This is a genomic window from Kitasatospora sp. NPDC051702, assembly GCF_040681575.1.
In the GTDB taxonomy this organism is placed as follows: domain Bacteria; phylum Actinomycetota; class Actinomycetes; order Streptomycetales; family Streptomycetaceae; genus Kitasatospora.
This window is the reverse complement of record NZ_JBFAZB010000001.1, coordinates 409,039-430,869: the sequence shown is the minus strand read 5'-3', so window position 1 is coordinate 430,869 and position 21,831 is coordinate 409,039. Positions and strand designations below refer to the sequence as shown.

18 protein-coding genes are annotated in these 21,831 nt (G+C 75.5%); 8 read left to right on the top strand and 10 right to left on the bottom strand.

The features are described from left to right. Positions 1–62 precede the first annotated feature (62 nt). Both AB0N04_RS01815 and AB0N04_RS01810 read left to right on the top strand, forming a co-directional pair. On the top strand, positions 63–962 hold the full coding sequence (locus AB0N04_RS01815; protein ID WP_360219872.1) for an acyl-CoA thioesterase II: 900 nt from the start codon (positions 63–65) through the stop codon (positions 960–962). Positions 963–1,119: 157 nt separating this feature from the next. Next, positions 1,120–1,779, top strand: coding sequence for a TetR/AcrR family transcriptional regulator (locus AB0N04_RS01810; RefSeq protein ID WP_360219875.1), 660 nt, complete (start codon positions 1,120–1,122; stop codon positions 1,777–1,779). A gap of 192 nt (positions 1,780–1,971) precedes the next feature. Here the strand turns inward: AB0N04_RS01810 and AB0N04_RS01805 are convergent, their stop codons facing one another. After that, the gene (locus AB0N04_RS01805; protein WP_360219878.1) at positions 1,972–3,321 is read right to left on the bottom strand and encodes a sulfite oxidase; all 1,350 of its coding nucleotides are present in this window, start codon (positions 3,319–3,321) and stop codon (positions 1,972–1,974) included. A 516-nt stretch (positions 3,322–3,837) separates the two neighbouring features. Here AB0N04_RS01805 and AB0N04_RS01800 point away from each other — a divergent pair. From AB0N04_RS01800 to AB0N04_RS01785, 4 genes are all read left to right on the top strand, one after another. Next, positions 3,838–4,608: an alpha/beta fold hydrolase gene (locus AB0N04_RS01800; RefSeq protein ID WP_360219881.1), complete on the top strand. Its 771-nt coding sequence runs from the start codon at positions 3,838–3,840 to the stop codon at positions 4,606–4,608. 81 nt (positions 4,609–4,689) lie between these two features. Then, positions 4,690–5,073, top strand: a complete 384-nt coding sequence (locus AB0N04_RS01795) for a MerR family transcriptional regulator (RefSeq protein ID WP_360219884.1) — start codon at positions 4,690–4,692, stop codon at positions 5,071–5,073. Positions 5,074–5,251: 178 nt separating this feature from the next. Beyond that, positions 5,252–6,895: a BCCT family transporter gene (locus AB0N04_RS01790; RefSeq protein ID WP_360219887.1), complete on the top strand. Its 1,644-nt coding sequence runs from the start codon at positions 5,252–5,254 to the stop codon at positions 6,893–6,895. A gap of 120 nt (positions 6,896–7,015) precedes the next feature. Continuing rightward, positions 7,016–7,195, top strand: a complete 180-nt coding sequence (locus tag AB0N04_RS01785) for a hypothetical protein (protein ID WP_360219890.1) — start codon at positions 7,016–7,018, stop codon at positions 7,193–7,195. A gap of 176 nt (positions 7,196–7,371) precedes the next feature. Here the strand turns inward: AB0N04_RS01785 and AB0N04_RS01780 are convergent, their stop codons facing one another. Next, positions 7,372–9,276 carry a DUF2398 family protein gene (locus AB0N04_RS01780; RefSeq protein WP_360219893.1) on the bottom strand — a complete coding sequence of 635 codons (1,905 nt, stop codon included), beginning with the start codon at positions 9,274–9,276 and terminating at the stop codon, positions 7,372–7,374. Positions 9,277–9,587: 311 nt separating this feature from the next. Here AB0N04_RS01780 and AB0N04_RS01775 point away from each other — a divergent pair, with 311 nt between their 5' ends. Continuing rightward, positions 9,588–10,346: a lysoplasmalogenase gene (locus AB0N04_RS01775; protein ID WP_360219896.1), complete on the top strand. Its 759-nt coding sequence runs from the start codon at positions 9,588–9,590 to the stop codon at positions 10,344–10,346. A 103-nt stretch (positions 10,347–10,449) separates the two neighbouring features. On the opposite strand, the gene AB0N04_RS01770 is transcribed toward AB0N04_RS01775, so the two are convergent. The 7 genes from AB0N04_RS01770 to AB0N04_RS01740 form a co-directional block, all read right to left on the bottom strand. Further along, a complete protein-coding gene (locus tag AB0N04_RS01770) occupies positions 10,450–11,037 on the bottom strand; it encodes a hypothetical protein (protein WP_363362972.1) in 588 nt (195 codons plus the stop codon). A 262-nt stretch (positions 11,038–11,299) separates the two neighbouring features. Next, positions 11,300–12,103: an exodeoxyribonuclease III gene (locus AB0N04_RS01765; RefSeq protein ID WP_360214026.1), complete on the bottom strand. Its 804-nt coding sequence runs from the start codon at positions 12,101–12,103 to the stop codon at positions 11,300–11,302. A 96-nt stretch (positions 12,104–12,199) separates the two neighbouring features. Continuing rightward, positions 12,200–13,987: a gamma-glutamyltransferase gene (gene ggt / locus AB0N04_RS01760; protein WP_360214024.1), complete on the bottom strand. Its 1,788-nt coding sequence runs from the start codon at positions 13,985–13,987 to the stop codon at positions 12,200–12,202. A gap of 232 nt (positions 13,988–14,219) precedes the next feature. Further along, positions 14,220–15,284 carry an ROK family glucokinase gene (locus tag AB0N04_RS01755; protein WP_360214044.1) on the bottom strand — a complete coding sequence of 355 codons (1,065 nt, stop codon included), beginning with the start codon at positions 15,282–15,284 and terminating at the stop codon, positions 14,220–14,222. 41 nt (positions 15,285–15,325) lie between these two features. Further along, positions 15,326–16,141, bottom strand: a complete 816-nt coding sequence (locus tag AB0N04_RS01750) for an ATP-binding cassette domain-containing protein (protein WP_360214022.1) — start codon at positions 16,139–16,141, stop codon at positions 15,326–15,328. Further along, positions 16,138–17,169, bottom strand: coding sequence for an ABC transporter permease (locus AB0N04_RS01745; RefSeq protein ID WP_360214020.1), 1,032 nt, complete (start codon positions 17,167–17,169; stop codon positions 16,138–16,140). The genes AB0N04_RS01750 and AB0N04_RS01745 overlap by 4 nt, the downstream gene beginning before the upstream one ends. Continuing rightward, positions 17,166–18,185 (bottom strand): substrate-binding domain-containing protein, encoded by a 1,020-nt coding sequence (locus AB0N04_RS01740; protein WP_360214018.1) that lies wholly within the window; start codon positions 18,183–18,185, stop codon positions 17,166–17,168. Before AB0N04_RS01740 ends, AB0N04_RS01745 begins: the two co-directional genes overlap by 4 nt. A gap of 310 nt (positions 18,186–18,495) precedes the next feature. Between AB0N04_RS01740 and AB0N04_RS01735 the strand changes: the two genes are divergently transcribed. Further along, a complete protein-coding gene (locus AB0N04_RS01735) occupies positions 18,496–19,641 on the top strand; it encodes an alpha/beta hydrolase-fold protein (RefSeq protein WP_360214016.1) in 1,146 nt (381 codons plus the stop codon). Positions 19,642–19,836: 195 nt separating this feature from the next. Here the strand turns inward: AB0N04_RS01735 and AB0N04_RS01730 are convergent, their stop codons facing one another. After that, entirely contained in the window at positions 19,837–21,429 is a 1,593-nt protein-coding gene (locus tag AB0N04_RS01730) for a helix-turn-helix domain-containing protein (protein WP_360214014.1), read from the bottom strand. Between the last annotated feature and the right edge of the window lie 402 nt (positions 21,430–21,831).

The following is a 21,831-nucleotide window of genomic DNA, read 5'->3' as shown; positions in this document are numbered from 1 at the left end:
AGGACCCCTGGACGTTACCCAGGTCACACCGCGGCACGGTTGGCTTCTGCCACTATGGGCCCGTGACCGACCTGACCGAACAGGAAATCCGCGCCACCCGGCCCACCGGCTCGTTCGCCGGACTGCTGGAGATCGAGCGCCTGGACGAGAACACGTTCCGGGGCCACTGCCACGCCGGGGCCCCGATGCGCGCCTTCGGCGGACACGTCGCCGCGCAGTCCCTCGTCGCCGCCGGGCGCACCTGCGACGGCGGGCGCGCGGTGCACTCGCTGCACGGCTACTTCCTGCTGCCCGGCGACCCGACCCAGCCGATCCGCTACGAGGTCGAGCGGGTCCGCGAGGGCGTCTCCTACACCACCCGCCGGGTGACGGCGCTGCAGAACCAGAACGCGATCTTCAGCCTCTCCGCCTCCTTCAAGCGCGCCGAGCCGGCCGGCGACCGGCACCGGGCGATCCCCCCTGTCCCCGGCCCCGAGTCGCTGCCGGACGCCTTCTCGGCCTGGGACCCGGCGCTGCGCGCGGCGATCCTGCGCACCGGCGGCTTCCGCGACCTCGAACTGCGCTTCGTGCCGTCCGACGCGCCCGGGGTGCCGCCGGCCGTGCCCGGGATGCCGCAGCAGTTCGTCTGGATGCGGATCGCCTCCCCGCTGCCGGAGGGCGACCCGCTGCTGCACGTCTGCGCGCTCACCTACCTGTCCGACCTGACCCTGGCCTCCACCTCCGGGCTGCACGAGCAGCCGAACTTCTTCCAGCGCAGCGAGCCGCCCCGGCTGCTGATCGCCTCGCTCGACCACGCGATGTGGTTCCACCGCCCGTTCCGCGCCGACGAGTGGCTGCTGTTCGCCCAGCGCAGCCCGTCCTCCTCGGACGGCCGGGGGCTGTCGCTCGGCGAGTTCTACGACCGGGACGGGAACCTCGTCGCCTCCGCCGTCCAGGAGGCGCTGCTGCGCCGGCTGCGCTGACCCGCGCCGCCCGGGGCGCGGGCCCGGCGGGCCCGCGGAACCGGCCCGCCCCCGGGCACGACCGGGCCCCCCGGGCACGCCGGTGACCACCCGGCGAACGGAAGGGGGCCGGTCGGCGTCATACTCCTGAGCGGCCCCGGCCCGTATCATGGTGCGGGTGACCAAGGTTGACCTGTCACCACGGCCGGTGGAGGCGATGTCTCCGCGTCAGCTCGAACGCCGCGAAAGCCTGATCGCGGCCGCGCTCGCCCTGGTGAACGAGATCGGCGTCGAGCGGCTGCAGATGAAGCAGGTCTGTGAGCGGTCCGGAGTCGCCCTGGGGACGGCGTACCGCTACTTCTCCTCCAAGGACCACCTCCTGGCGGCCGCGATCGCCGAGTGGCACCGCAGACTGCTGGCCGACCTGGTGGCGGAGCTGCGCGGCCCGCGCGCCGGGCTCGGCGCCACCGACCGGGCGGTGCGCTTCGTCCGCGGCGGCATGCGGGCCTACCAGCGCCAGCCCGAACTGGCCCGGCTGCGGGTGGCCGTCGCCGCCTCCACCGACCCGTTCGCCAGCGAGGCGCTGCAGGGCATGGCCCGGGCCGACAGCACCGCCCTCCAGGCCGTGACGACGGAGGTGCCGGCGGCGGCCAGCGAACTGGTGCGGCACATCGTCGCGCACGCCTGGCAGGGCGAGCTGACCGCCTGGGTGACCGGCCGCACGACCCTCGGAGACGCCAGGCGGCGGCTCGAGGACGTGGTGCGGCTGGTGCTGAACCCGTACGAGCCGTCGTACCCGGTGCCGTACGAGGTCCAGCCCACCGGCCACCGCACCTGACGGCTCCGCCGGGCCCCGCCCGCGCCGCGGCCCGGCGACCGGCACCGGGCCGCCGCGGGGCGGCGGGCGGGAACCGGCACGCCCCGGCCGGAACCGGCGCGGGCGGCAGGGCGCGGCACGACACCGGTCCCGGCCCCGGCCCCGGTCCGACCCCGACCCCGACCCCGACCCCGGTCAGGGCGCCCGCGGCGGCTACGCCACCGTCACCGGGTGGGCCACCACCGCGCCGAACAGGTAGCCCTCCCGGTTGAACACCGCCCGCTCCGGCTGGCCGTTGCCCCGGCGGTCGGTCGCCCGGGCCCGCAGCTCGTACGCGCCGGGGCCCTCGGGGCGCCAGTCGACGCTCCAGCGCGTCCAGTCGTGGGCGCGCGGCTCGTCCCGCAGGTCGGCGCGCCGCCAGCTGCGGCCGCCGTCCGTGCTCACCTCGACCGTGCGCACCGGGGCCGCGCCGGACCACGAGCGCCCGTGCAGCCGGTGGCCGCGGCCGGCCTCCAGCACCGCGCCCCGGGCCAGCTCGAAGGCGCTCTTGACCACCTGGGTGGTGATCGGCGCGGTGCCGGCGGCCGGGTAGTCGGGGCCCCAGAGCCGGTAGAAGTCGGTGTTCCAGGGCGAGTACAGGGGGTGGTCGGCCACCTCGATCGTGCCCACCCACTTGATCGAGGCGATCCCCACCCAGCCGGGCACCACCAGGCGCACCGGCGCACCGTGGTCGGGGGTCAGCGGCTCGTCGTTCATCTCGTAGGCGAGCAGCACGTCGTCCAGTGCCTTGGCGACGGGCAGCGGCCGGCGCACCGGCCCGAGGTCGGTGCCGCCGGTGACGTAGTGCGGGTCGAGACCGGCCGGCAGCACGTCCACGGCCGCCCGGGTCAGCCCGGCCGCCCGCAGCACGTCGGCCAGCCGGACGCCCCGCCAGCTCGCCGAGCCGATGCCCCCGAGGGTCCACGGCGTGCCCGGGACGGCCTGCCCCTGCTGGCTCGCGTAGAAGCTGCGGCCGTTGCCGGCGCACTCGATCAGCGCGCTGATCCGGGTGGACGGCAGGTCCTGCAGGTCCTCCAGGCCGAACTCCACCGGCTGCCCGGCCGCCGGGGCACCGCGCAGGCCGGTCCCGAACAGTTTCAGCCGCCAGGTGTCCGGGTCGATCAGCGGGGTCGAGGTGTGGTTGCGGACGAAGAACCGCTCCACCGGCACGTGCCGCCCGACGGCGGCGTCGCCGTCGGCGTCGCGCAGCGCGTCCCAGCGCATCTCGGCGTTGGTGCCGCGCGGGACGAACCACTCGGCGGGCAGCGGCTTGACGATCCCGGGCACGGGCCTGGGCACCTCCTCGGCGGCCGCCCGGGCCGGGGCGAGCACCGGGGCGGCCAGGGCGGGCGCGGCGAGCGCCCCGGCGGCGGCGAGCATCCGCAGCAGCGTCCGGCGGTCCACGCCGTCGGCCCGGGCCTCACCGGCCAGCCACTGGCGCCGGCGCAGGCGGTCGTAGGCGGCCTCGTCGAGCGCGGGGGCCCGGTCGGACGGCGTGGCGGGGGTCTGGACCTCGGCTGCCATCGGCGGCACTCCTTCGTTTCTCAGGGTAGGCGGTTCGGCGGTGGACGCGCGGCGGGCCGGGGCGGGGCCGGCCGGGCCCGCCCCGGCCCGGGGTGCGGCGGGGTGCGGGGTGCGGGAGGCCGGGGGTGCGGCCGGGCCCGGGGCGCGGCTGGGCCCGCCAGGGCCCTCGGGGGGTCGTTCGGCAGGGTCATTCGGCAGCGGGCCGCTCGAGGGGGCCTCGAGGGGGCCCGGAGCGGGTCAGCGGCCGGATCGACAGGCCTGGCGGCGGGCGCGGCGGCCCGGACAACAGCCGAGCGGACGGCGCGGCGGCATCCCGCCGGCCCGGGCGGCGGTCCGCCCGGTCGGCACCACGGCGCGGCGTCCCCCGGTCACGGTCCCGGATCCTACGGCGTGGCCGACCGCCCGTCAGGCGGATCCGCGATCCGGGGCTTGACCTTCCCACCGGTGTGAACACCTACCGTTCCGTCGTCGGCGCAGGTCCGCCGCCGCCCCGAAACAGTGCCCCGAGGAGCCGTCATGCCGTCCGTCCCCGCCCCGCTCGCCCGGATCGTCCAGGGCTCCGGCCCCGGCCTGCTGCTCGCGCACGGCGCCGGCGGCAGCGCCCGGGACAACTGGGGCCCGCTGATCGCCGACCTCGCCGCCCACCGCACCGTCGTCGCCCCCGACTTCCCCGGCTCCGGCGACACCCCCGGCGAACCGGACGAGCCGACCCTGGACGGGCTCGCCGACCGGCTGGTCGCCACCGCCGTCGAGGAGGGCCTGGACACCTTCGACCTGGCCGGCTACTCGCTGGGCGCCGCCGTCGCCGTCCGGGCCGCGACCCGCCACCCCGGCCGGGTCCGCTCGCTGTTCCTGCTCTCGGGCGTGGCCGGCGGCTCGGCGCGGCTGCGGCTGCTCGCCGACCTCGTCGCCGAACTGGCCGACCGGCCCGCCGACCTGGCCCGTCTGGTGCTGACGGTCGTCCTCGGCGAGACCTGGGTGGAGGCGCTGCCCGCCGACGGGCTCGCCGCCCTCCAGGAGGCGCTCGGCGGCCCCGTCCCGGCCGGCCTGAAGCAGCAGTTCCGGCTGGCCGGCCGGGCCGACGTGCGCGACGAGCTGGCCGCCGTCACCGTCCCGGCGCTGGTGGTCGGCACCGCCGAGGACGGCCTCGTCCCGCCGTCCCAGCACCGCGCCCTGGCCGAGGGCATCCCCGGCGCGCGCTTCGTCGAACTCCCCTGCGGGCACCTGCCGATGGTCGAGCAACTGCCCCGACTGCGGGAACTGGTACTGGAGTTCGTCGAGGACTGAGCCCGCGGCGGTGCACGGCGGCGGCCGGGACGGGCCGCCGCCGCCGGGAATGCCCTACGTCCGGCGGGTGTTCGCCCGGTCATGCGTATCGGAGAACTCGCCCGGCTGACCGGGGTTTCCACCCGTCTGCTCCGCTACTACGAGGAGCAGGGCCTGCTGCGGCCCGCCCGCACCGCGGCCGGCTACCGCGAGTACGGCGAGGAGGACACCGTCCGGGTCCGGCAGATCCGCAGTCTGCTCGGGGCGGGCCTGACCACCCGGGTGATCGCCGAGCTCCTCCCCTGCGCCAGCGGCCCCGTCCCGGTCCTGGAGGCCTGCCCCGACCTGCTGGCCACCCTGCGCGGCGAGCTCTCCGACCTGGACACCCGGATCGAGGAGCTCAGCCGCAGCCGCCGCGCGCTCTCCCGCTACCTGGCCACCGCGCACGCCCCGGTCGCCGACCACGCGGCCGGCCGGGCGGCCTGACGGACCGCAGGGCCCGCCCGGGGCCGCCGCGGCGCGTCCTCCGGGCGCGCCCCGGGCCCGCCCTCCCGGCGCGCCCTCCCGCCCCTCGCGGCGCGAACTGGACATAGTGCGACATACGGCTCGGCCCCGACCGTGCCGGCACCCCAGCTCCGCCCCCGAGGTACGAGAGGTCCGCCCGATGAGCAGCCAGTCGCCGCCGTCCGCGCCGCGCGTGAAGGAGCCCGACGAGCCCGCCGCGACCCTGCCCGCCGACCGGGCGGTCTTCGGGATCAGCGCCGTCCTGGTGCTGGGCGTGGTCGCCTGGGGCGTGTTCGCCCAGGACTCCCTCGGCCGGACCTCCTCCAGTGCGCTCGGCTGGGTCCTGCACAACTTCGGCTGGCTGTTCGTGGTGGCCGCGGACGTCTTCCTCGCGGTCACCGTGCTGCTCGCGTTCAGCCGCTTCGGCCGCATCCGGCTCGGCCGCGACGACGACGTGCCCGAGTTCTCCACCCTCGCCTGGGTCGCCATGATGTTCAGCGCCGGCATGGGCATCGGCCTGATGTTCTACGGCGTCGGCGAGCCGCTCCAGCTGTTCGCCGCCCCGCAGCCCGGCTCCGGCGTGGAGCCGCAGAGCGCGGCCGCCGCCCAGCAGGCCCTGGAGTTCTCGCTCTTCCACTGGACCCTGCACCCCTGGGCGATCTACGCGGTCGGCGGGCTCGCCCTCGCCTACACCACCTTCCGCAAGGGCCGTGGCAACCGCGTCTCCGCCGCCTTCGTCCCGCTGATCGGGCAGCGCGGCGCCGACGGCTGGGCCGGCCGGGCGATCGACCTGCTCACCGTCCTCGCCACCGTCTTCGGCTCCGCGACCAGCCTGGGCCTCGGCGCGCTGCAGGTCGCCGACGGCCTCGGCTACATCTCCTCGGTGCGCAACACCCAGAACGCCCAGCTGGTCATCATCGGCTCGCTCACCGCCGCCTTCGTGCTCTCGGCGTTCTCCGGCGTCCACAAGGGCGTCAAGTGGCTCTCCACCTCGAACGTCGTGCTGGCCTCGCTGATCATGCTGTTCGTCTTCGTGTTCGGCCCGACGGTCTTCGTGCTCGACGCGATCCCGTCCTCCGTCGGCGGCTACCTCTCGGACCTGCTGGTCATGTCCACCCAGACCGGCGCCTTCACCGACGAGACCTGGCTGGGGTCCTGGACCGTCTTCTACTGGGCCTGGTGGCTGTCCTGGGCTCCCTTCGTCGGCACCTTCATCGCGCGCATCTCGCGCGGCCGCACCATCCGGCAGTTCCTGCTCGGCGTGCTGCTGGTGCCGAGCGGGGCCACCGTCGTCTGGTTCTGCGTGATGGGCGGCACCGCGATCCGGCAGGTCACCACCGGCGCGGCCGACCTCGTCGCGACCATCCCGCAGGGCGCCGAGGCCTCGCTCTTCGAGATGCTGCGCTCGCTGCCGCTCGGCTCGGTCACCAGCGTGGTCGCCGTGCTCCTGGTGATGACCTTCTTCATCACCAGCGCCGACTCCGCGTCCCTGGTGCTCGGCTCGCTCTCCAGCCGCGGCTCGCTGCACCCGCGCACCTGGCTGGTGGTCGTCTGGGGCGTGCTGATGGGCGGGGTCGCCGCCGCCCTGCTGCTGGCCGGCGGGCTCACCGCGCTGCAGAACGCCACCATCCTGGTCGCGCTGCCGTTCGTGGTGGTGATGCTGCTGCTCTGCGTCTGCCTGATCAAGGAGCTCCGCGAGGACCCGGCCGCCGGGCCGTCCCGGCTGCACCCCGCGCACGGCCTGCGGGACGCCGTCAAGGTCGCCGTCGGGGAGGCCCTCGCCGAACGGACGCCACCCCGCTGACCAGCACGTACGCCCCACCCGGGCCGCGGTGGGGCGTACGCGGCCAACCGACGCCCAACCCCCGTCCGGACTTCACCCGCGCGTACCGACCGTTCACACCGCCCTGGAACCCTCCCTGTCATGAACGCCAGCCCTCAGGCGCCCGACCAGGAACCGCGCTTCCCGCTCCCCCAGCGCCACCGCCGCCTGCTCGCCTGCACCGCCGTCCTCGCCTCCATCACCCTCGGCGCCCTCGGAGTCGGCGCCACCGTGGAGACCGTCGAGCACGGGACCGTGGCCACCGCCACCGCGAGCAGATAGCGGCCCCGCCGCCCCCCTGGCCGTCCCCTCGGCCGTCCCCTCCGCTGTCCGGCCCGGACCGGGCTCCGCACCGGGCACGCGGGGATTCCGGACCTCACGCCTCCCCTGCCGCAGTCCTGCGCAGCCCCCGCACGCCGCCACCCGACCGGGAGTGGCCCGCGGGGGCTGCGGCCGTCTCAGACCGGGTCGGCCTCGCCGCAGCCCGCGTCGGCTCCGGCCGGGCGGGAGTGGCGGCCGGTGCCGGGGGCGGGGCGCAGGTCCGGAGCGGGCGCGTAGCGGGCCGCGGGCGGGCGCAGCAGCCAGCCCGGGGGCCACGTGCCGCGCGGGGTGGGAGCGATCAGGCCGAGCCCGTGGAGCAGGTCGAGGGCGTCGCGGCGCAGCGCGGTGCGGTCGGCGAGGTAGTCGCGGCGCCAGCCGGCCGGGAGCGCGTACTCGTCGGCGATGTCGCCGAGGAGCCCGTCTATCAGCGCGTCGGGGATGGGGACTCCGTCGCCGCAGGTGGGCTCGCCGGGCAGCGGGCGGACCTCCTCGACGAGGCGTTCGAGCAGCAGCAGGGCGGCCTGGGCGTGGGTGTCGGCGCCGGGGAGGGCGAGGTCGGTGAGTTCGCCGGCCGGGTCGAGCAGGGCGACGCCCTCGGCCCGCAGCTCGGTCTCCAGGCCGAGGAACTCGGCGAGCGCGGCCGGGCCGCTGAGCCGGTGCTCGTGCAGCCAGGCCCGCCGGTCCTCGGGCAGGTCGGCGGCGAGGACGGCGGGGGTCTCGGCGAGCAGGCGGCGCACGGCGGTGGCGGGTTCGGCCTCGGCGGCCCGGCGGACGAGGTCGGCGGCGTCGGCGGCGAGGGCGGGCGGGCCGACCGGGACGGCGCGGGCGAGTTCGCGGTCGACGGTGAGCAGCACGGCCCCGCGCGCAGCAGTGGGGGCGGCCCCGTCCGGCGGCCCGGCCGGATCCGGCCCGTCGGCCTCGTCCCGGCCGTCTCCCCGGTCCTGCGGGTCCGCCGGCAGGCCGTCGAGGACCTGCCAGTCGGCCAGCACCGCGAGGGCCGCGGCGCGCTCGGCCGCGGTGGCGGCGAGCCCGGGCGCGGCGGTGCGCAGGGCGTCCAGCAGCCGCCCGTGCGGCAGTTGCCCCGGGGCGTCGACGAGCAGGGCCAGGGCGAGGGCGAGTTGGGCGTAGCCGGCGGGCGTGAAGGGCACGCCGGTGGCGGGGTGCACGAGGCGGCGGGCGGTGCCCGGGCCGAGGCCGGCCTTGTAGAGCCGGGCGTGCCGGGGGCCGACGGCGAGGCGGTAGCCGAGCAGGGTGTCGAAGCGTTCGGTGAGCCAGTCGCGGTGACGGTGGATCAGCGGGAAGCCGTCGGCGTGCGGGCCGGCCGCGGAGACCAGCGGGTGGGCGAGCAACAGGCGTGCGGCGATCCGGCGTTCGGCGGCGAGCGGGTCCGCTGCGGGCGGGCCGGCCGGGCCGGGCGCGGGGGCGTCCTGGCCGGCGCCGTCCCGGCCGCCCGGCACCGGGCGGGGCCGTTCGGGCCTGCGGTGCCGGCCGGGCCCGCCCGGCTTGGCGCCTGACCGGACGACGGGCAGCGCGGAGGCGTCCCGGCGGGCGCGGCGCAGCGCGCCGGCGGTGCGGGCCTCCCGGGCGCGCAGGGCCGCGGCGGCGTGCGCGGTGGGGCCGTGCCACCAGCTGACGCCGGGGTCGGCGGCCGCTTCGGCGGCGGCGCCGAGGTGGCGGGCCGGGTAGAGGCCGAAGGCGGCGGTGCAGAGGTCGTCGGCGGCGCCGGGGGCGGCGGCGGCGAACCAGTGGGCGAGCCGGAGCAGTCCGGGGTCGGGGGACAGCCGTGGGGTGTGGCCTGCGGCGGCCGGCGCCTGCGGGGCGTCAGCGCGGGGGCCGGGCACGGCATCGGACGGGCCCTCGCCGGTGCGGGCCGGCGGGCCGGCGGCGGCCGCTGCGGCCGCGGGTTCCACGGGGCTCGCGGCAGCGGGTCCGCGTACGGCGAGCAGGGCGTCGGCGCTCCCCCGCCCCGTTCCGCCCGCGCGCCCGTCCGGCCGGTCGGCGGCCACCCGGGTGGCGCCGACCGCGTAGTCCTGCTGCTCCATGTCGGAGACCAGACTAGACGGTGGCCGCGCAGCCGGTGGCGGCTACCGGTCGTGCGCCGGGGGCGGCCGCGAAAGTGGCCGCCCGCCCTCCGCCACCTCCCGTGCCCGGGCGCGCCGCGCCGCCGCGCCGTCATCCGCCCTTCCCCGCCGGGGTTACGCACCGGTAACCCCGGTCTTCCGCCGCACCGGCCGGTCGCTTAGGGTCGGTCCCGCCCGCACGTCCCACCCCGCGACGTCCCACCCCGCGACGTCCCGCCCCTCTACGTCCCACCCCCGTGCCGTCCCGCCCCACCCCGGAGGTCCGCAGCCGCATGAGCATCCGTACGACCACCCGTGCCGTCCTCGGCGGGCGCCTGCGCCCGGCCGCCGGCCTGCTCGGCGGCTTCGCGGCCACCTCGGCGGCGCACCTGGGCGCGATCCTGTCCGGCTCGCCGGTGCTGCGCAACGCCACCAAGCCGGCCCTGATGCCGCTGCTGGCCGCCCACAGCGTGACGGCCGCCACCGCCGCCGGGCGCCGGGCGCCGCGGCAGTTGGCGCCCGCGCTGCTGCTGAGCGCGGGCGGGGACGTGCTGCTCCAGCTGAAGACCGACCCGGCGTTCCTGGCCGGCATGGGCTCGTTCGCGGCGGCGCACGTGTGCTACGTGACGATGTTCGTCCAGCGCGGGGCGCTGAACGAGCGCCGCCGGGCGCTGGTGGTGGCGGCCGCGTACGCGACGGCCTGGGCGGCCGTGATCGGGCGGCTCTGGCCGGACCTGGGGGACCTCCAGGTGCCGGTGGCCGGCTACAGCCTGCTGCTCGCCTCGACGGCCGTCACCTCGGCCGGCCTGGGCTGGCGGACCGGGCTGGGCGGTGCGCTGTTCCTGCTCTCCGACACGCTGATCGCCACCCAGCTGGCGAAGTGGAAGGAGCTGCCGGGGCATCAGTTCTGGATCATGGCGACGTACGTCCTGGCGCAGTACCTGCTGGCGAGCGGCACGCTCCGGCACGAGCAGGAGCACGGCGGCCCCGACCGGTCCGACGCGGGCGACGGCACGGCCGCCGGTCACCGGTTCTCCCCGCAGACCGTCTGAGACCCGTCCGCGCGCCGCCGCACCCGTCGGGGCCGGGGGCGCGCGGACGGGTCCGGGGGCGCGCGGACGGGTCCGGGGGCGCGCGGACGGGGCGGCGGGGCCGTCAGGCGCCTCGCCGGCGCAGCAGCCAGAAGCCGCCGATGCCGCCCGCGACGAGCGCCAGGCCGCCGGCGAGCTCCGCCGGATCGGCCGCGACCGAACCGCCGAGGCCGGTCTTCACCGCGCCGTGCGGGGCGACCTGCTGGCTGCCGGCGCCGGACTGGCCGAGCGAGCCCGCCCACTCGCCGGCGGCCTGGCCCCACTCGCCGAGGGTCTTGTCCGGGGTGGCGGCCGCGACGGTGGCGACGGTGACACTGGTGGAGAAGGTGCCGCCGTCCGGGCAGGTGCCGTCGACCTTGCTGTCCCCGGCGTGCTGGCCGGCCAGCCGGGCGGAACCGGTGTGCTTCCCGTCGGCGCCCAGGGTGAGGGTGGCCGGGCCGCCCTCGAAGGCCGCCGAGTGGGCGGTGATGGTCTTGGCGTCGGGCTTGTCCGACTTCTCGCAGGAGACCGTGACCGTCACGGTCTGGCCCGGTGCGGCCTGGGACGGACTGACCGAGGCCGCGCCGTCCCTGGCGGAAGCGAGGGGGGCCGTCAGGCCGGTCAGCACCGTCGCGCCGATCAGGGCGGCGGCGGCCGTACGCGTGGGGCGCATGCCGGAACCTCCGGGATTCTCGGGCGCAGCCGGGGGAACTCCGATGTCCACGTGGTCGAACGACTGCACCCGGTTACTCACCGACGGTAGGGAGGCCACCGGGGCCCGGCCACCCGGTCTGGACCGTCCGGGTGAGCACCCCTCACCGTGCGTGAGCCGCCGCCGACGGCCCTGCGGCGCGTCGACGGCGGCTCACCCTCGGCGGCCCACCTGCTGCGGCCCACCTGCTGCGGCCCGCGCGCGGCGACTCCCCCTCGGCGACTCACAGGTCGAGGTCCACCACGACCGGCGCGTGGTCCGAGGTGCCCTTGCCCTTGCGGGCCTCGCGGTCCACGTAGCTGTCGGTGACGGCGTCGACGAACGGCTTGTTGGCGTAGGTAAGGTCGATCCGCATGCCGCGGTTCTTCGGGAAGGCCAGCTGGCGGTAGTCCCAGTAGGTGTAGGGGCGGTCGTACTTGAGCGGACGGGGCATCACGTCGTGCAGGCCGATCTCGCCGAGGGCGGCCAGCGCGGCCCGCTCGGGCGGGGTGACGTGGGTGAGCCCCTCGAAGGCGGCGACGTCGTAGACGTCCTCGTCGGTGGGGGCGATGTTGAAGTCCCCGAGGACGGCGAAGGGGCGCTCGCCGGCGGCGTCCCCGGCGGCGGCCAGGCGCAGCGCCTCCAGCCACTCCAGCTTGTAGCGGTAGTGCGCGTGGTCGACCTCGCGGCCGTTGGGCACGTAGACCGACCAGACCCGGACCGGGCCGCAGGTGGCGGCGACGGCTCGCGGCTCGACGTCGGGCAGCAGGGCGCCGTCGGCGAGGTAGCCGGGCTGGCCGGGCAGGTCGCGCACGACGTCCTCGAGGCCGAGCCGGGAGACGACGGCGACGCCGTTCCAGCGGCCGGTGCCGTGGGCCGCCGTCTCGTAGCCGAGGGCGCGGACCTCGTCGTGCGGGAAGGCGTCGGCCGCGCACTTGAGCTCCTGGAGGCAGAGCACGTCGGGCTTGGTGCTCTCCAGCCACTCCAGGAGCTTGGGCAGCCGGGCGGTGACGGAGTTGATGTTCCAGGTGGCGATGCGGACGGTCACGGCGGGCGGCCTTCCCGGTGGTTCGGTACGGACAGGGGTGGGCCCCGCGGGAGGCCCACCCCGAACATACCGCCCGGCACCGACGGCCCCGGCCGGTCAGCCCGCGGGCCGCACCACCGCGGCCGAGCCGCCGCCGCGCCGCACCGGCTCGGCGGCCGCCACCCAGCGCCCGTCCGGCAGCCGCTCCACGCCGGTGGCGGCGCCGATCTCGGCGACGGGCGCGAAGACGTGCCCGAGCGCCTCCAGCGCGGGCCGCTCGGGCAGCGCGAGGAAGCCGGGCTCGGCCTGGGTGGCGGCGGTGTTGCGCTGGCTGGCGCGCGGCGCCGCGATGGCCTGCTCCAGGCTCAGGCCCCGGTCGAGCCGCCCCAGCAGCACCTGCAGGGTGGTCGTGATGATGGTGGCGCCGCCGGGGCTGCCGGTGGCGAGCAGCGGTTCGCCGTCGCGCAGCACGATGGTCGGGGAGATCGAGGAGCGCGGGCGCTTGCCGGGGCCGGGCAGATTGGGGTCGGGGACGCCGGGGGTGAGCGGGGCGAAGTCGAAGTCGGTGAGCTCGTTGTTGAGCAGGAACCCGCGGCCGGGGACGGTGATGCCGCTGCCGCCGGTCTGCTCGATGGTGAGCGTGTACGAGACGACGTCGCCCCAACGGTCGGCGACGGTCAGGTGGGTGGTGTTGGGGCCCTCGTAGGGCTCGGCGACGGCGGGGCCGGCCGAGGCGCAGTCGGCGGGGTGGCGCGGGTCGCCGGGGGCGAGCGGGCTGGTGAGGGCGCGGCCGGGGTCGATCAGGCAGGCCCGGGAGGCGGCGTAGCGCGGAGAGAGCAGCTGCGCGGTCGGGACGTCCTCGGAGGCCGGGTCGCCGACCCAGCGGTTGCGGTCGGCGAAGGCGATCCGGGAGGCGTCCAGGAAGTGGTGGTAGTACTGCGTGCCGTCGTACGCGGAGAGCTCGCCGTCCTCCAGGATGCCGAGGGCCTCGCCGACGGTGGTGCCGCCGGAGCTGGAGGGGGCGATGGAGTAGACGTCGTAGTCGCGGTAGGCGACGTGGGTGGGGGCCTGGCGGCGGAGCTGGTAGGCGGCGAGGTCGGCGGTGTCCACCCTGCCCGGGCGGGCGTTGCGGCCGGAGGCCGGGTCGACCGGCGGGTGCTGCACTGTGTCGGCGATCTCCTTGGCCAACTCGCCCTGGTAGAAGGCCTTGACGCCGTCCTTGGCGAGCAGCCGGTACGTCGCGGCGAGGTCGGGGTTGCGCAGCACGGAACCGACCGCGGGGAGGTTCCCGCCCGGCAGGAAGGTCTTCGCGGTGGCCGGGAAGTCCTTGAACCGGCTGTAGTTGTCGGAGGTCTGGCCCCGGAAGGTGTCGTCGACGACGAAGCCGTTCTCGGCGATCCGCTCGGCGGGCTCCAGGACGTCGGCGAGCGGGCGGCTGCCCCACTGGCGCAGCGCGGCGTCCCAGGTGGCGGGGGTGCCGGGGACGCCGACGGACAGGCCGCTGGTGACGGCGTCGGCGAAGGGCAGCGGTTTGCCGTCCTCCAGGAACAGCCCGGTGCCGGCGGTGCGGCCGGCCACCTCGCGGCCGTCGACGGTGTGCACCCGGCCGGTGGCGTGGTCGTAGTAGACGAAGTACCCGCCGCCGCCGATGCCGGAGGAGTAGGGCTCCGTCACCCCGAGCGCGGCGGCGACGGCCACCGCCGCGTCGACCGCGTTCCCGCCCTTGCGCAGCACCTCGATCCCGGCGGCGGTGGCGTCGGCGTCGACGCTCGCGACGGCGCCTCCCCAGCCGACCGCCTCCGGCACCTTCGGCGGCGGCGCGGCGGCCCCGGCCGGCCCGGTGGTGGACCAGACGAGCGCGGTGGCGAGCAGCAGTGACGGTGCGAGACGGGCCAGCGCCCTCATCCGAGTCCTCCTGAGTCGACGTCAACTCAGTTGTTCCACAGGCGACATGGATCCGACAACCACACCGCGACACTACCGGCGGGTAGCCTGCGCGTCGGGCGGGGCGAGGCAGAGAGGGGCGGAGAGGGGCGGAGAGGGAACAGATGACAGAGTTCAGATGACAGATTTCAGCGAACAGATAACGTCATCTGTTCGCTGAAATCTGTTCGCCGAAACCCGTCCGCCGGACCGGTCAGCCCGACGCGCTGCGCTCGACCCGGCGCCGCTTGATCGTGCGGAAGCGGCGGGCGACCTGGCGGGCGAGGTCGGCGGCGCCGACCAGACCCGCCTCGTTGCCGAGGGCGGCGTGCACGATGGCGGCCTCCGGGCGGAAGCCGCGCCCGGTGAGGGTGCGGCGGAAGGTGTCCCGGGCCGGGCCCAGCAGCAGGTCGCCGGCCTCGGAGACGCCGCCGCCGATGACGAAGCGGCCCGGGTCGAGCGCGGCGGCCAGGTTGGCGATGCCGACGCCCAGCCAGGTGCCGACCTCGTAGAGCAGTTCGGTGGCGGTCGGGTCCCCGGCCCGGGCGGCCTCGGTGACCAGCGGGCCGGTGATGCCCTCGACCGCGCCGCCGGCCCGGGCGAGCAGCGGCTGCACCACCGGGGACTCCTCGGCGACCAGCTCGCGGGCGTCGCGCACCAGCGCGTTGCCGGAGGAGTACTGCTCCCAGCAGCCGCGGTTGCCGCACGGGCAGCGGTGGCCGCCGGGCAGCACCTGCATGTGCCCGAACTCCCCCGCCAGGCCGTACTTTCCGCGGTCGACGTAGCCGTCGCGCACCACGGCGCCGCCGATGCCGGTGCCGAGGGTGAGCATCACCATGTGGTCCTCGCCGCGGCCGGCGCCGAAGCGCCACTCGGCCCAGGCGGCGGCGTTGGCGTCGTTCTCGACGATCACCGGGAAGCGCAGCCGCTCGCTGAGGGCCTGCTGGAGCGGTTCGCCGCGCCAGTTGAGGTGCGGGGCGAAGAGCACCGTGGAGCGCTCGGCGTCGACCCAGCCGGCCGCGCCGATGCCGACGGCGTGGACGTCGTGCCGGTCGGCGAGCTCCAGCACCAGGTCGACGATGACGTCCTCGACGACCTTGGGGCTCTTGCTCTTGTCCGGGGTGTCGGTGCGCAGCTTCTCCAGCACGTTGCCCTCGCCGTCCACCACTCCGGCGACCACCTTGGTGCCGCCGATGTCGACGCCGATGGTGGGCAGCCGCAGTATCCCGGCGGGCAGGGCACGGCGGCGGCGCTCGGCCCGCGGGCCGAGGCCGAGCAGGGTGGGCAGGACGGCCGGCCGGGTGCCGCCTTGGGGGCTGTTCACGGCTGCGGACGCTCCTCACGAGGGGTGGTGGGGTCGGGGCGGGCCAGCTCGTGCGAGAGTTCGGCGAGGTCGGAGCCGCCGGCCATCTCGGTGGTGAGCTGTTCGAGGCCGATCGCGGCACGCGGGTGGCTGCCGGCCATCCGGCCCCGCTTGAGCAGGGTGAAGTGGTCGCCGACCAGGTACGCGTGGTGCGGGTTGTGGGTGATCAGGACGACTCCGAGCCCGGCGTCGCGGGCTGCGGTGACGTACTTGAGGACCACCCCGGACTGCTTGACGCCGAGCGCGGCGGTCGGCTCGTCCAGGATGAGCACCCTGGCGCCGAAGTGCACGGCGCGGGCGATCGCCACGCACTGGCGCTGCCCGCCGGAGAGGGTGCCGATCGGGCGGTCGACGTCGTGCAGGTCGACGCCCATCCGGGCGAGCGCCTCGCGGGTGGTGGCGCGCATGCCCTCGGCGTCCAGGCGCAGCCCGCCCCAGCGGCGGTGGCCCTGCTCGGAGCCGAGGAAGAAGTTGCGCCAGACGGGCATCAGCGGGACGACGGCGAGGTCCTGGTAGACGGTGGCGATGCCGAGGTCCAGGGCCTGCCGCGGGGAGGTGAGCCGGACCTCCTCGCCGCCGACGGTGTAGGTGCCCTCGTCGTGCTGGTGCAGTCCGGCGATGATCTTGATCAGGGTGGACTTGCCGGCCCCGTTGTCGCCGAGCACGCAGCTGATCTCGCCGGCGTGCAGGGTGAGCGAGACGTCCTGGAGGGCGCGGACGGTGCCGTAGGTCTTGCCGACGCCCTCCAGCGCGAGGAGTTCTTCGCTGCTCATCGCGGCCCCCGTTCGGCCTGGCGCTTGACGTAGGCGTTCAGCAGGGCGGCGAGCAGCAGCATCGCGCCGAGGAAGAACTTGAACCAGTCCGGGTTCCACTGGGCGTAGATGATCCCCTTGCTGACCATGCCGAAGATCAGCGCGCCGAGCGCCGAGCCGACCACCGAGCCGTAGCCGCCGGTGATCAGGCAGCCGCCGATGACGGCCGCGACGATGTAGATCAGCTCGTTGCCGACGCCCTCACCGGACTGCACGGTGTCGAAGGAGAACAGCAGGTGCTGGCCGAGCACCCAGGCGCCGAAGCCGACGCCGAGGTAGAGCAGCGTCTTGGTCCGGGCGACCGGCACGCCCACCGCACGGGCGGCGGCCGCGTCACCGCCGACGGCGAAGATCCAGTTCCCGAAGCGGGTGCGCAGCAGGATCCAGGTGCCGACCGCGAGCAGGCCCAGCCACCACCAGACGGTGGCCTTGACGGTCAGTCCGCCGACGGTGACCTCGGAGGCGAACAGCCAGCGGCAGGAGGCGAAGCCCTGCATGTCGGAGATCGGCTTGGTGGAGACGGTGCCGGAGACCAGCTTGGTGACGCCCAGGTTGGCACCGGTCAGCATCAGGAAGGTGCCGAGGGTGACGATGAAGCTGGGCAGCCGGGTGCGGCCGAGCATCCAGCCGTTGAATCCGCCGACCGCCAGCGTGACGGCGAGCGAGACGGCCACCCCGACCCAGGTCACCGCGGTGAACTGGTAGGAGACCATCGAGGAGGTCAGCGCGGCGGTGGTGACCAGCACGCCGGCCGACAGGTCGAACTCGCCGCCGATCATCAGCAGCGAGACCGGGACGGCCATGATCCCGATGGTGGACGCCGCGTAGAGCACGGTGCCCAGCGAGGAGACCTGGAGGAAGGGCCCGGCCGCGGCGGCGAAGACCAGGAACACCGCGACGGCGGCGATCAGCGAGCCGAGTTCGGGGCGGGCGAGCAGGCGGCGCAGCGCGGCCGGGCGGTCCTGGGCGAGGACGTCGGTGGCGGTCACCGCGTCCCCCTCGCGACGTACTCGGCGAGCGCGTCGGCGTCGTCCCTGGTCAGGATCTGCGGTCCGGTCGCGACGGGCTTGCCGCCGCCGAGCATGTCGAGGTTGCTCCGGTAGAGCCAGAGCAGGTCGACGCCCTCGTAGCCCTGCAGGTAGGGCTGCTGGTCGACGGCGAAGCCGACGCTGCCGGACTTGAGGCCGGCGACGACCTGCTGCCCGAGGTCGAAGGTGTCCAGCTCGACGGGGCGACGGGCGTCCTGGATCGCCTGCAGCCCGGTGGCGGCCATCGGGCCGGAGAGGGTCAGGACGGTGTCGACGGACGGGTCGGCCTGGAGCTTGGCGGAGATCGCGGCGCGGGCGTCGGGCATGTTGACGCCGTCGACGTAGAGCACCTGGAAGGTGCCGCCGGCCTTGGCCTGGGCGCCGGCGCAGCGCTGCTCCTGGCCGACGTTGCCCTGCTCGTGGATGACGCAGAGCACGTTCTTGCGGCCGCGGCCGGCCAGCTCGGTGCCGGCGGCCTGGCCGGCGGTGGACTCGTCCTGGCCGATGTGGGTGAGAGCGCCGAACTTCGCGGAGAACTCCTGGCCGGAGTTGATGGTGATCACGGGGATGCCGGCGGCCCTGGCCTTGCCGAGGACGTCGGCCATCGCGTCGCCCTTGGCGAGGGTGACCAGCAGGCCGTCGACCTTCTGGTCGATGGCCGCCTGGACGAGCTGGACCTGGTTCTGGGTCTGCGCGTCGTTGGAGTACAGGAAGGTGATGTTGTCCTTGGCGGCGGCCTGCTCGGCGCCCTTGCGCACGCTGTCCCAGAAGGCGTCGCCGGCTCCGGCGTGGGTCACCATGGCGACCTTCCAGCGCGGGGTGGTGACGGCGCTGCCGGCGGCGGCCGCCGCCTTGGCGCGGGCCTCCTCGGCGCGTCTGCCTCCGGTACTGCTGCAACCGGCCGCGGTGACCGCGAGTGCCAGGACGGCGCACACGGGCCAGATGCGGCGGGACGGGCGAAAGCGGGTTGTGCTCATCCCCCTATCCTCTCTGGCCGCCCGCCGCGTGATCGCACCGCCTCGCCCGGCGGGGTGCACGGCACGGGAGGTAAGGTGCCTCGGGGGACCTTCCTGGAAGTTCGCTGGACATCTCGTCCGGACGACCGCCGTCCGGGTGGCGCCGACAACGCCGACCCACCGCAGGTTCAGCACGGAGACGTGATGTTCCTCTCAGGTTCCGCACAGATTCGGACGGCAACCGATCATCGGTTCACTGCCGTCCAATGCCATTGGAGTGCGTCCGGGCGAGTGGGGTCCGGACGGCCAGCGACCCGGATACGAGAACTCGATGCAACTGACAGGTACGCCATTCTTCGTCCTCACCGTCATCCTGGTGCCGGTGTCCATCGCGGTGGCGTTGCTCTTCTGGGGAAAGGTCCCCGGACCGAACCCGGTGCGGATCCTGTCCAGGCTCGTCATGATCATGTTCTGCCAGGTCACGGCCGTGCTGATGGTCTTCGTCATGGTCAACAACGCCAACCTCATCTACGGCAGCTGGGACGACCTCCTCGGCACCGGTGACCACGTCCGGGCCGTGCCCTCCGTCCCGCCGGCCGAGCCGGGCGCCCCCGCCGGCCAGAGCGGCGGCCAGAACAGCGGCGACGCCGCCAAGCAGCCGCCGAAGGTCGCCCAGAAGTTCGGCGGCGTCAACGACCCGGCGGTGCCCGGCGACGTCCAGAAGACCGAGCTCAAGGGCCAGGTGTCCGGCGTCGACGGCGAGGTGCTGGTCTGGCTGCCGCCGCAGTACAACGACCCGGCGTTCAAGGACAAGAAGTTCCCGGTCGTCGAGCTGATCCCCGGCTACCCCGGCTCCTCCTCCACCTGGTACGGCACCCTCAAGGTCTCCGAGCAGCTCAAGCCGCTGATGCAGCAGGGCAAGGTCGCCCCGTTCATCCTGGTCTCACCGCGCACCCTGCTGCTCGGCAACCACCAGGACGCCGGCTGCACCGACATCCCCGGCAAGGTCAACGCCGACGCCTGGCTCACCCGCGACGTGCCGCAGATGGTCCTGGACAACTTCCGCGCCGACCCGTCCGCCGACCGCTGGGCGATCGCCGGCTACTCGGCCGGCGCCCACTGCGCGGCCAAGCTGTCCCTGGCCCACCCCAACCGCTACCGCGCCGCCGTCTCGATGTCCGGCTACAACGACCCGGCCTCCGAGGGCGACTCGCTGGTGGGCAAGGACCCGAAGCTGCGCGAGGCGAACAACCCGGTCAACATCCTGAAGGCCGCCCAGACCCCGCCGAAGGTCTCCCTCTTCATCAGCGGCAAGAAGGGCGACGGCCTGGAGGACGCCCAGGCGATCCAGGCCGCGGCCAAGGAGCCGACCAAGGTCCAGATCCAGGAGACCCCGGGCCCGCACTCCACCGAGCTGTGGAAGGGCATGGTGCCCAGCGCCTTCGAGTGGCTGACCGGGGTCATCCCGGTGCAGTGACCGCCCCCTGAGCACCCGGCAGGGCCCGCCGCGAACACCGCGGCGGGCCCTGCGGCGTTCCCGGACCCGCCGGAGGCCACGGACCCGCCGGAGGCCGGACGGCGATCCGGATCCCAGGCACCGCGGACCCGCCGGACGTCACGGACCCGCCGGAGGGCACGGATGTCGTGGACGCCGCGCGGGCCCGGGGAGCCGTCAGGCCAGTTCGAGCGCCAGGTAGAAGTCCACCCGGTCCTCCAGCCGGGACAGGTCACGCCCGGTCAGCTCCTCGATCCGGCCGATCCGGTAGCGCAGGGTGTTCACGTGGACGTGCAGCTGGGCGGCGCAGCGCGTCCAGGAGCCGTCCGAACGCAGGAACGCCTCCAGGGTGCGGACCAGGTCCGCCTGGTGCTCGATGTCGTACGCGATGACCTTGTCCAGCAGCCGGCTGCGGAAGGCCCGGCGGACCTCGTCCGGAACGGCCGCCAGCAGCAGCACGTGCGAGGCCAGCTCCTCCGGGCCCGCCACGCAGACCCGGCCGACCCGGGCGGCGGCGATCCGGCGGGCGTGCCGGGCCTCCTCCAGGGCGCCGCGCAGGCCGCCGGCCTCGGCCGCGGGGGCCGAGACGCCGAGGGTGATCCGGCCCTCCGAACCGAGTCCGGCCTCCAGCGGGGCCAGCAGCTCGCGCAGGGTGTCGGCGGGCACCGCGGCGTCCAGGGCGGGCAGGACCACCACGGCGCCGGTGCCGGCCCCGGCGATCAGCGCGCGGTCGCTGGTGCCGCCGAGGGCCTCCTCCAGCACCGCGCGCACCATGCCCTCCGGCAGACCGGTGCCCTCGGCGCTGACCACCAGCCAGGAGCCGTCCTGGACCTGGGCCCTGGGCTCGGGGCTCTCGTAGCGGGCGGCCATCGCCGAGGAGGCGTACAGGGCGCGGCTGATCTCCGCCGGATCCGCGTCGCGCTGCAGCCGGTCCAGCAGTTCGTCGGCGAGCCGGCGGCGCAGCCGGCGGCCCTCGTCGCGGCGCTGGCGCTCGGCGGCGACCAGCCGGGCCAGGTTCTCGGCCAGCTGCTGGCGCTTGGTGGTCCACTCGGTGACGTCGCCGGCGACGGCGAGCATCCAGTCGGCCAGCGGCGCGTCCTGCTCGGCCGAGGCCGCAGCGGGCAGCAGCGAGTAGGAGCCGCCGGCCAGCCGGGCCCGGTGCGGGGGGCGGCGGCGCTGGCGCTGCGCGCCCAGGTGGGCGCGCACCAGCTGGTCGCGGTCCTCGGCGGACAGCCGGTCGGCGGGGCCGGCGATCACCGCGCCGGTGGGGGTGAGCACCCAGCAGTCGAGGTCGAGGTCGCCGCCGAGCAGGTCCAGCACGGCGTCCAGGCCGCCGCCGCCGGCCGCCGAGACCAGCAGGCGGTGCCGGTCGACGAGGGCCGCGAGGTCGGCGGCCCGGTCGGCCGACACCTGGCGGCCGATGAACTCGGTGACGGTGCCGAAGGCGATGTCGTCCGGTACCGCCAACAGGGGCATCCGGTGCCGTCGACAGGCCTCGACCAGGTCCTCGGGCACCGGGCCGACCTCGGCCTCGCCGGCCGCCAGGGCGACGGCGCCGCCGGCCACGATGGTGCGCACGAACCGCTCGGAGTCGGCCGGGCCGGTGCGCCAGAGCATGCCGGTGAGCACCAGCTCGCCGCCGTGCAGGTAGCGCCCGGGGTCGTGCAGGTCCGTGGTCATCACGCCGCTGACCTGCCGGTCCAGCTCGTCCTCCGCCGCGAGCAGGCGCAGTCGCGGGGCGCCGGGGGCGAGCAGGTCACGGACACGCATCCGCGGACTCCTAACGGGCTGGGGGGGTGAGGGTGGGGGCCCGGGCACGCTGCCGGGGGTCACAGTGTGCCCGAACATCCGTGCTCGGCGTTACGTACCACCGGGCCGCCGGATCACGGGCCCGTAGCTTGCGAATCACGACCGGATTACGGTCGTAGGTAGCACCCGGTGAACACCTGGGCTGCGGAATTGCGCTCCTTAGAGGAACGTACAGGATGCCGGGCTGGAGCACAGCCGGGGCTTCATGCCATCGGTGACTGCCAGTGGGCCCCGTCACAGCGGTTCACTGGGCGACACGCCGCCGGACACAACCCGGTGACCGGGGCCCGACGCGGAGGCGACGAAGCGGTTAGCGAGGTCCGAACACCGAGTTCCGGGCACTGTGCCCACCCGTTCGGCAGG

Excerpts from the sequence above, each read along its gene's own strand:
- AB0N04_RS01805 (WP_360219878.1), bottom strand. The coding sequence starts at position 3,321 with ATGGCAGCCGAGGTCCAGACCCCCGCCACGCCGTCCGACCGGGCCCCC.
- AB0N04_RS01800 (WP_360219881.1), top strand. The coding sequence starts at position 3,838 with ATGCCGTCCGTCCCCGCCCCGCTCGCCCGGATCGTCCAGGGCTCCGGC.
- AB0N04_RS01795 (WP_360219884.1), top strand. The coding sequence starts at position 4,690 with ATGCGTATCGGAGAACTCGCCCGGCTGACCGGGGTTTCCACCCGTCTG.
- AB0N04_RS01790 (WP_360219887.1), top strand. The coding sequence starts at position 5,252 with ATGAGCAGCCAGTCGCCGCCGTCCGCGCCGCGCGTGAAGGAGCCCGAC.
- AB0N04_RS01785 (WP_360219890.1), top strand. The coding sequence starts at position 7,016 with ATGAACGCCAGCCCTCAGGCGCCCGACCAGGAACCGCGCTTCCCGCTC.
- AB0N04_RS01780 (WP_360219893.1), bottom strand. The coding sequence starts at position 9,276 with ATGGAGCAGCAGGACTACGCGGTCGGCGCCACCCGGGTGGCCGCCGAC.
- AB0N04_RS01775 (WP_360219896.1), top strand. The coding sequence starts at position 9,588 with ATGAGCATCCGTACGACCACCCGTGCCGTCCTCGGCGGGCGCCTGCGC.
- AB0N04_RS01770 (WP_363362972.1), bottom strand. The coding sequence starts at position 11,037 with ATGCGCCCCACGCGTACGGCCGCCGCCGCCCTGATCGGCGCGACGGTG.
- ggt (WP_360214024.1), bottom strand. The coding sequence starts at position 13,987 with ATGAGGGCGCTGGCCCGTCTCGCACCGTCACTGCTGCTCGCCACCGCG.
- AB0N04_RS01750 (WP_360214022.1), bottom strand. The coding sequence starts at position 16,141 with ATGAGCAGCGAAGAACTCCTCGCGCTGGAGGGCGTCGGCAAGACCTAC.
- AB0N04_RS01740 (WP_360214018.1), bottom strand. The coding sequence starts at position 18,185 with ATGAGCACAACCCGCTTTCGCCCGTCCCGCCGCATCTGGCCCGTGTGC.
- AB0N04_RS01735 (WP_360214016.1), top strand. The coding sequence starts at position 18,496 with ATGCAACTGACAGGTACGCCATTCTTCGTCCTCACCGTCATCCTGGTG.
- AB0N04_RS01730 (WP_360214014.1), bottom strand. The coding sequence starts at position 21,429 with ATGCGTGTCCGTGACCTGCTCGCCCCCGGCGCCCCGCGACTGCGCCTG.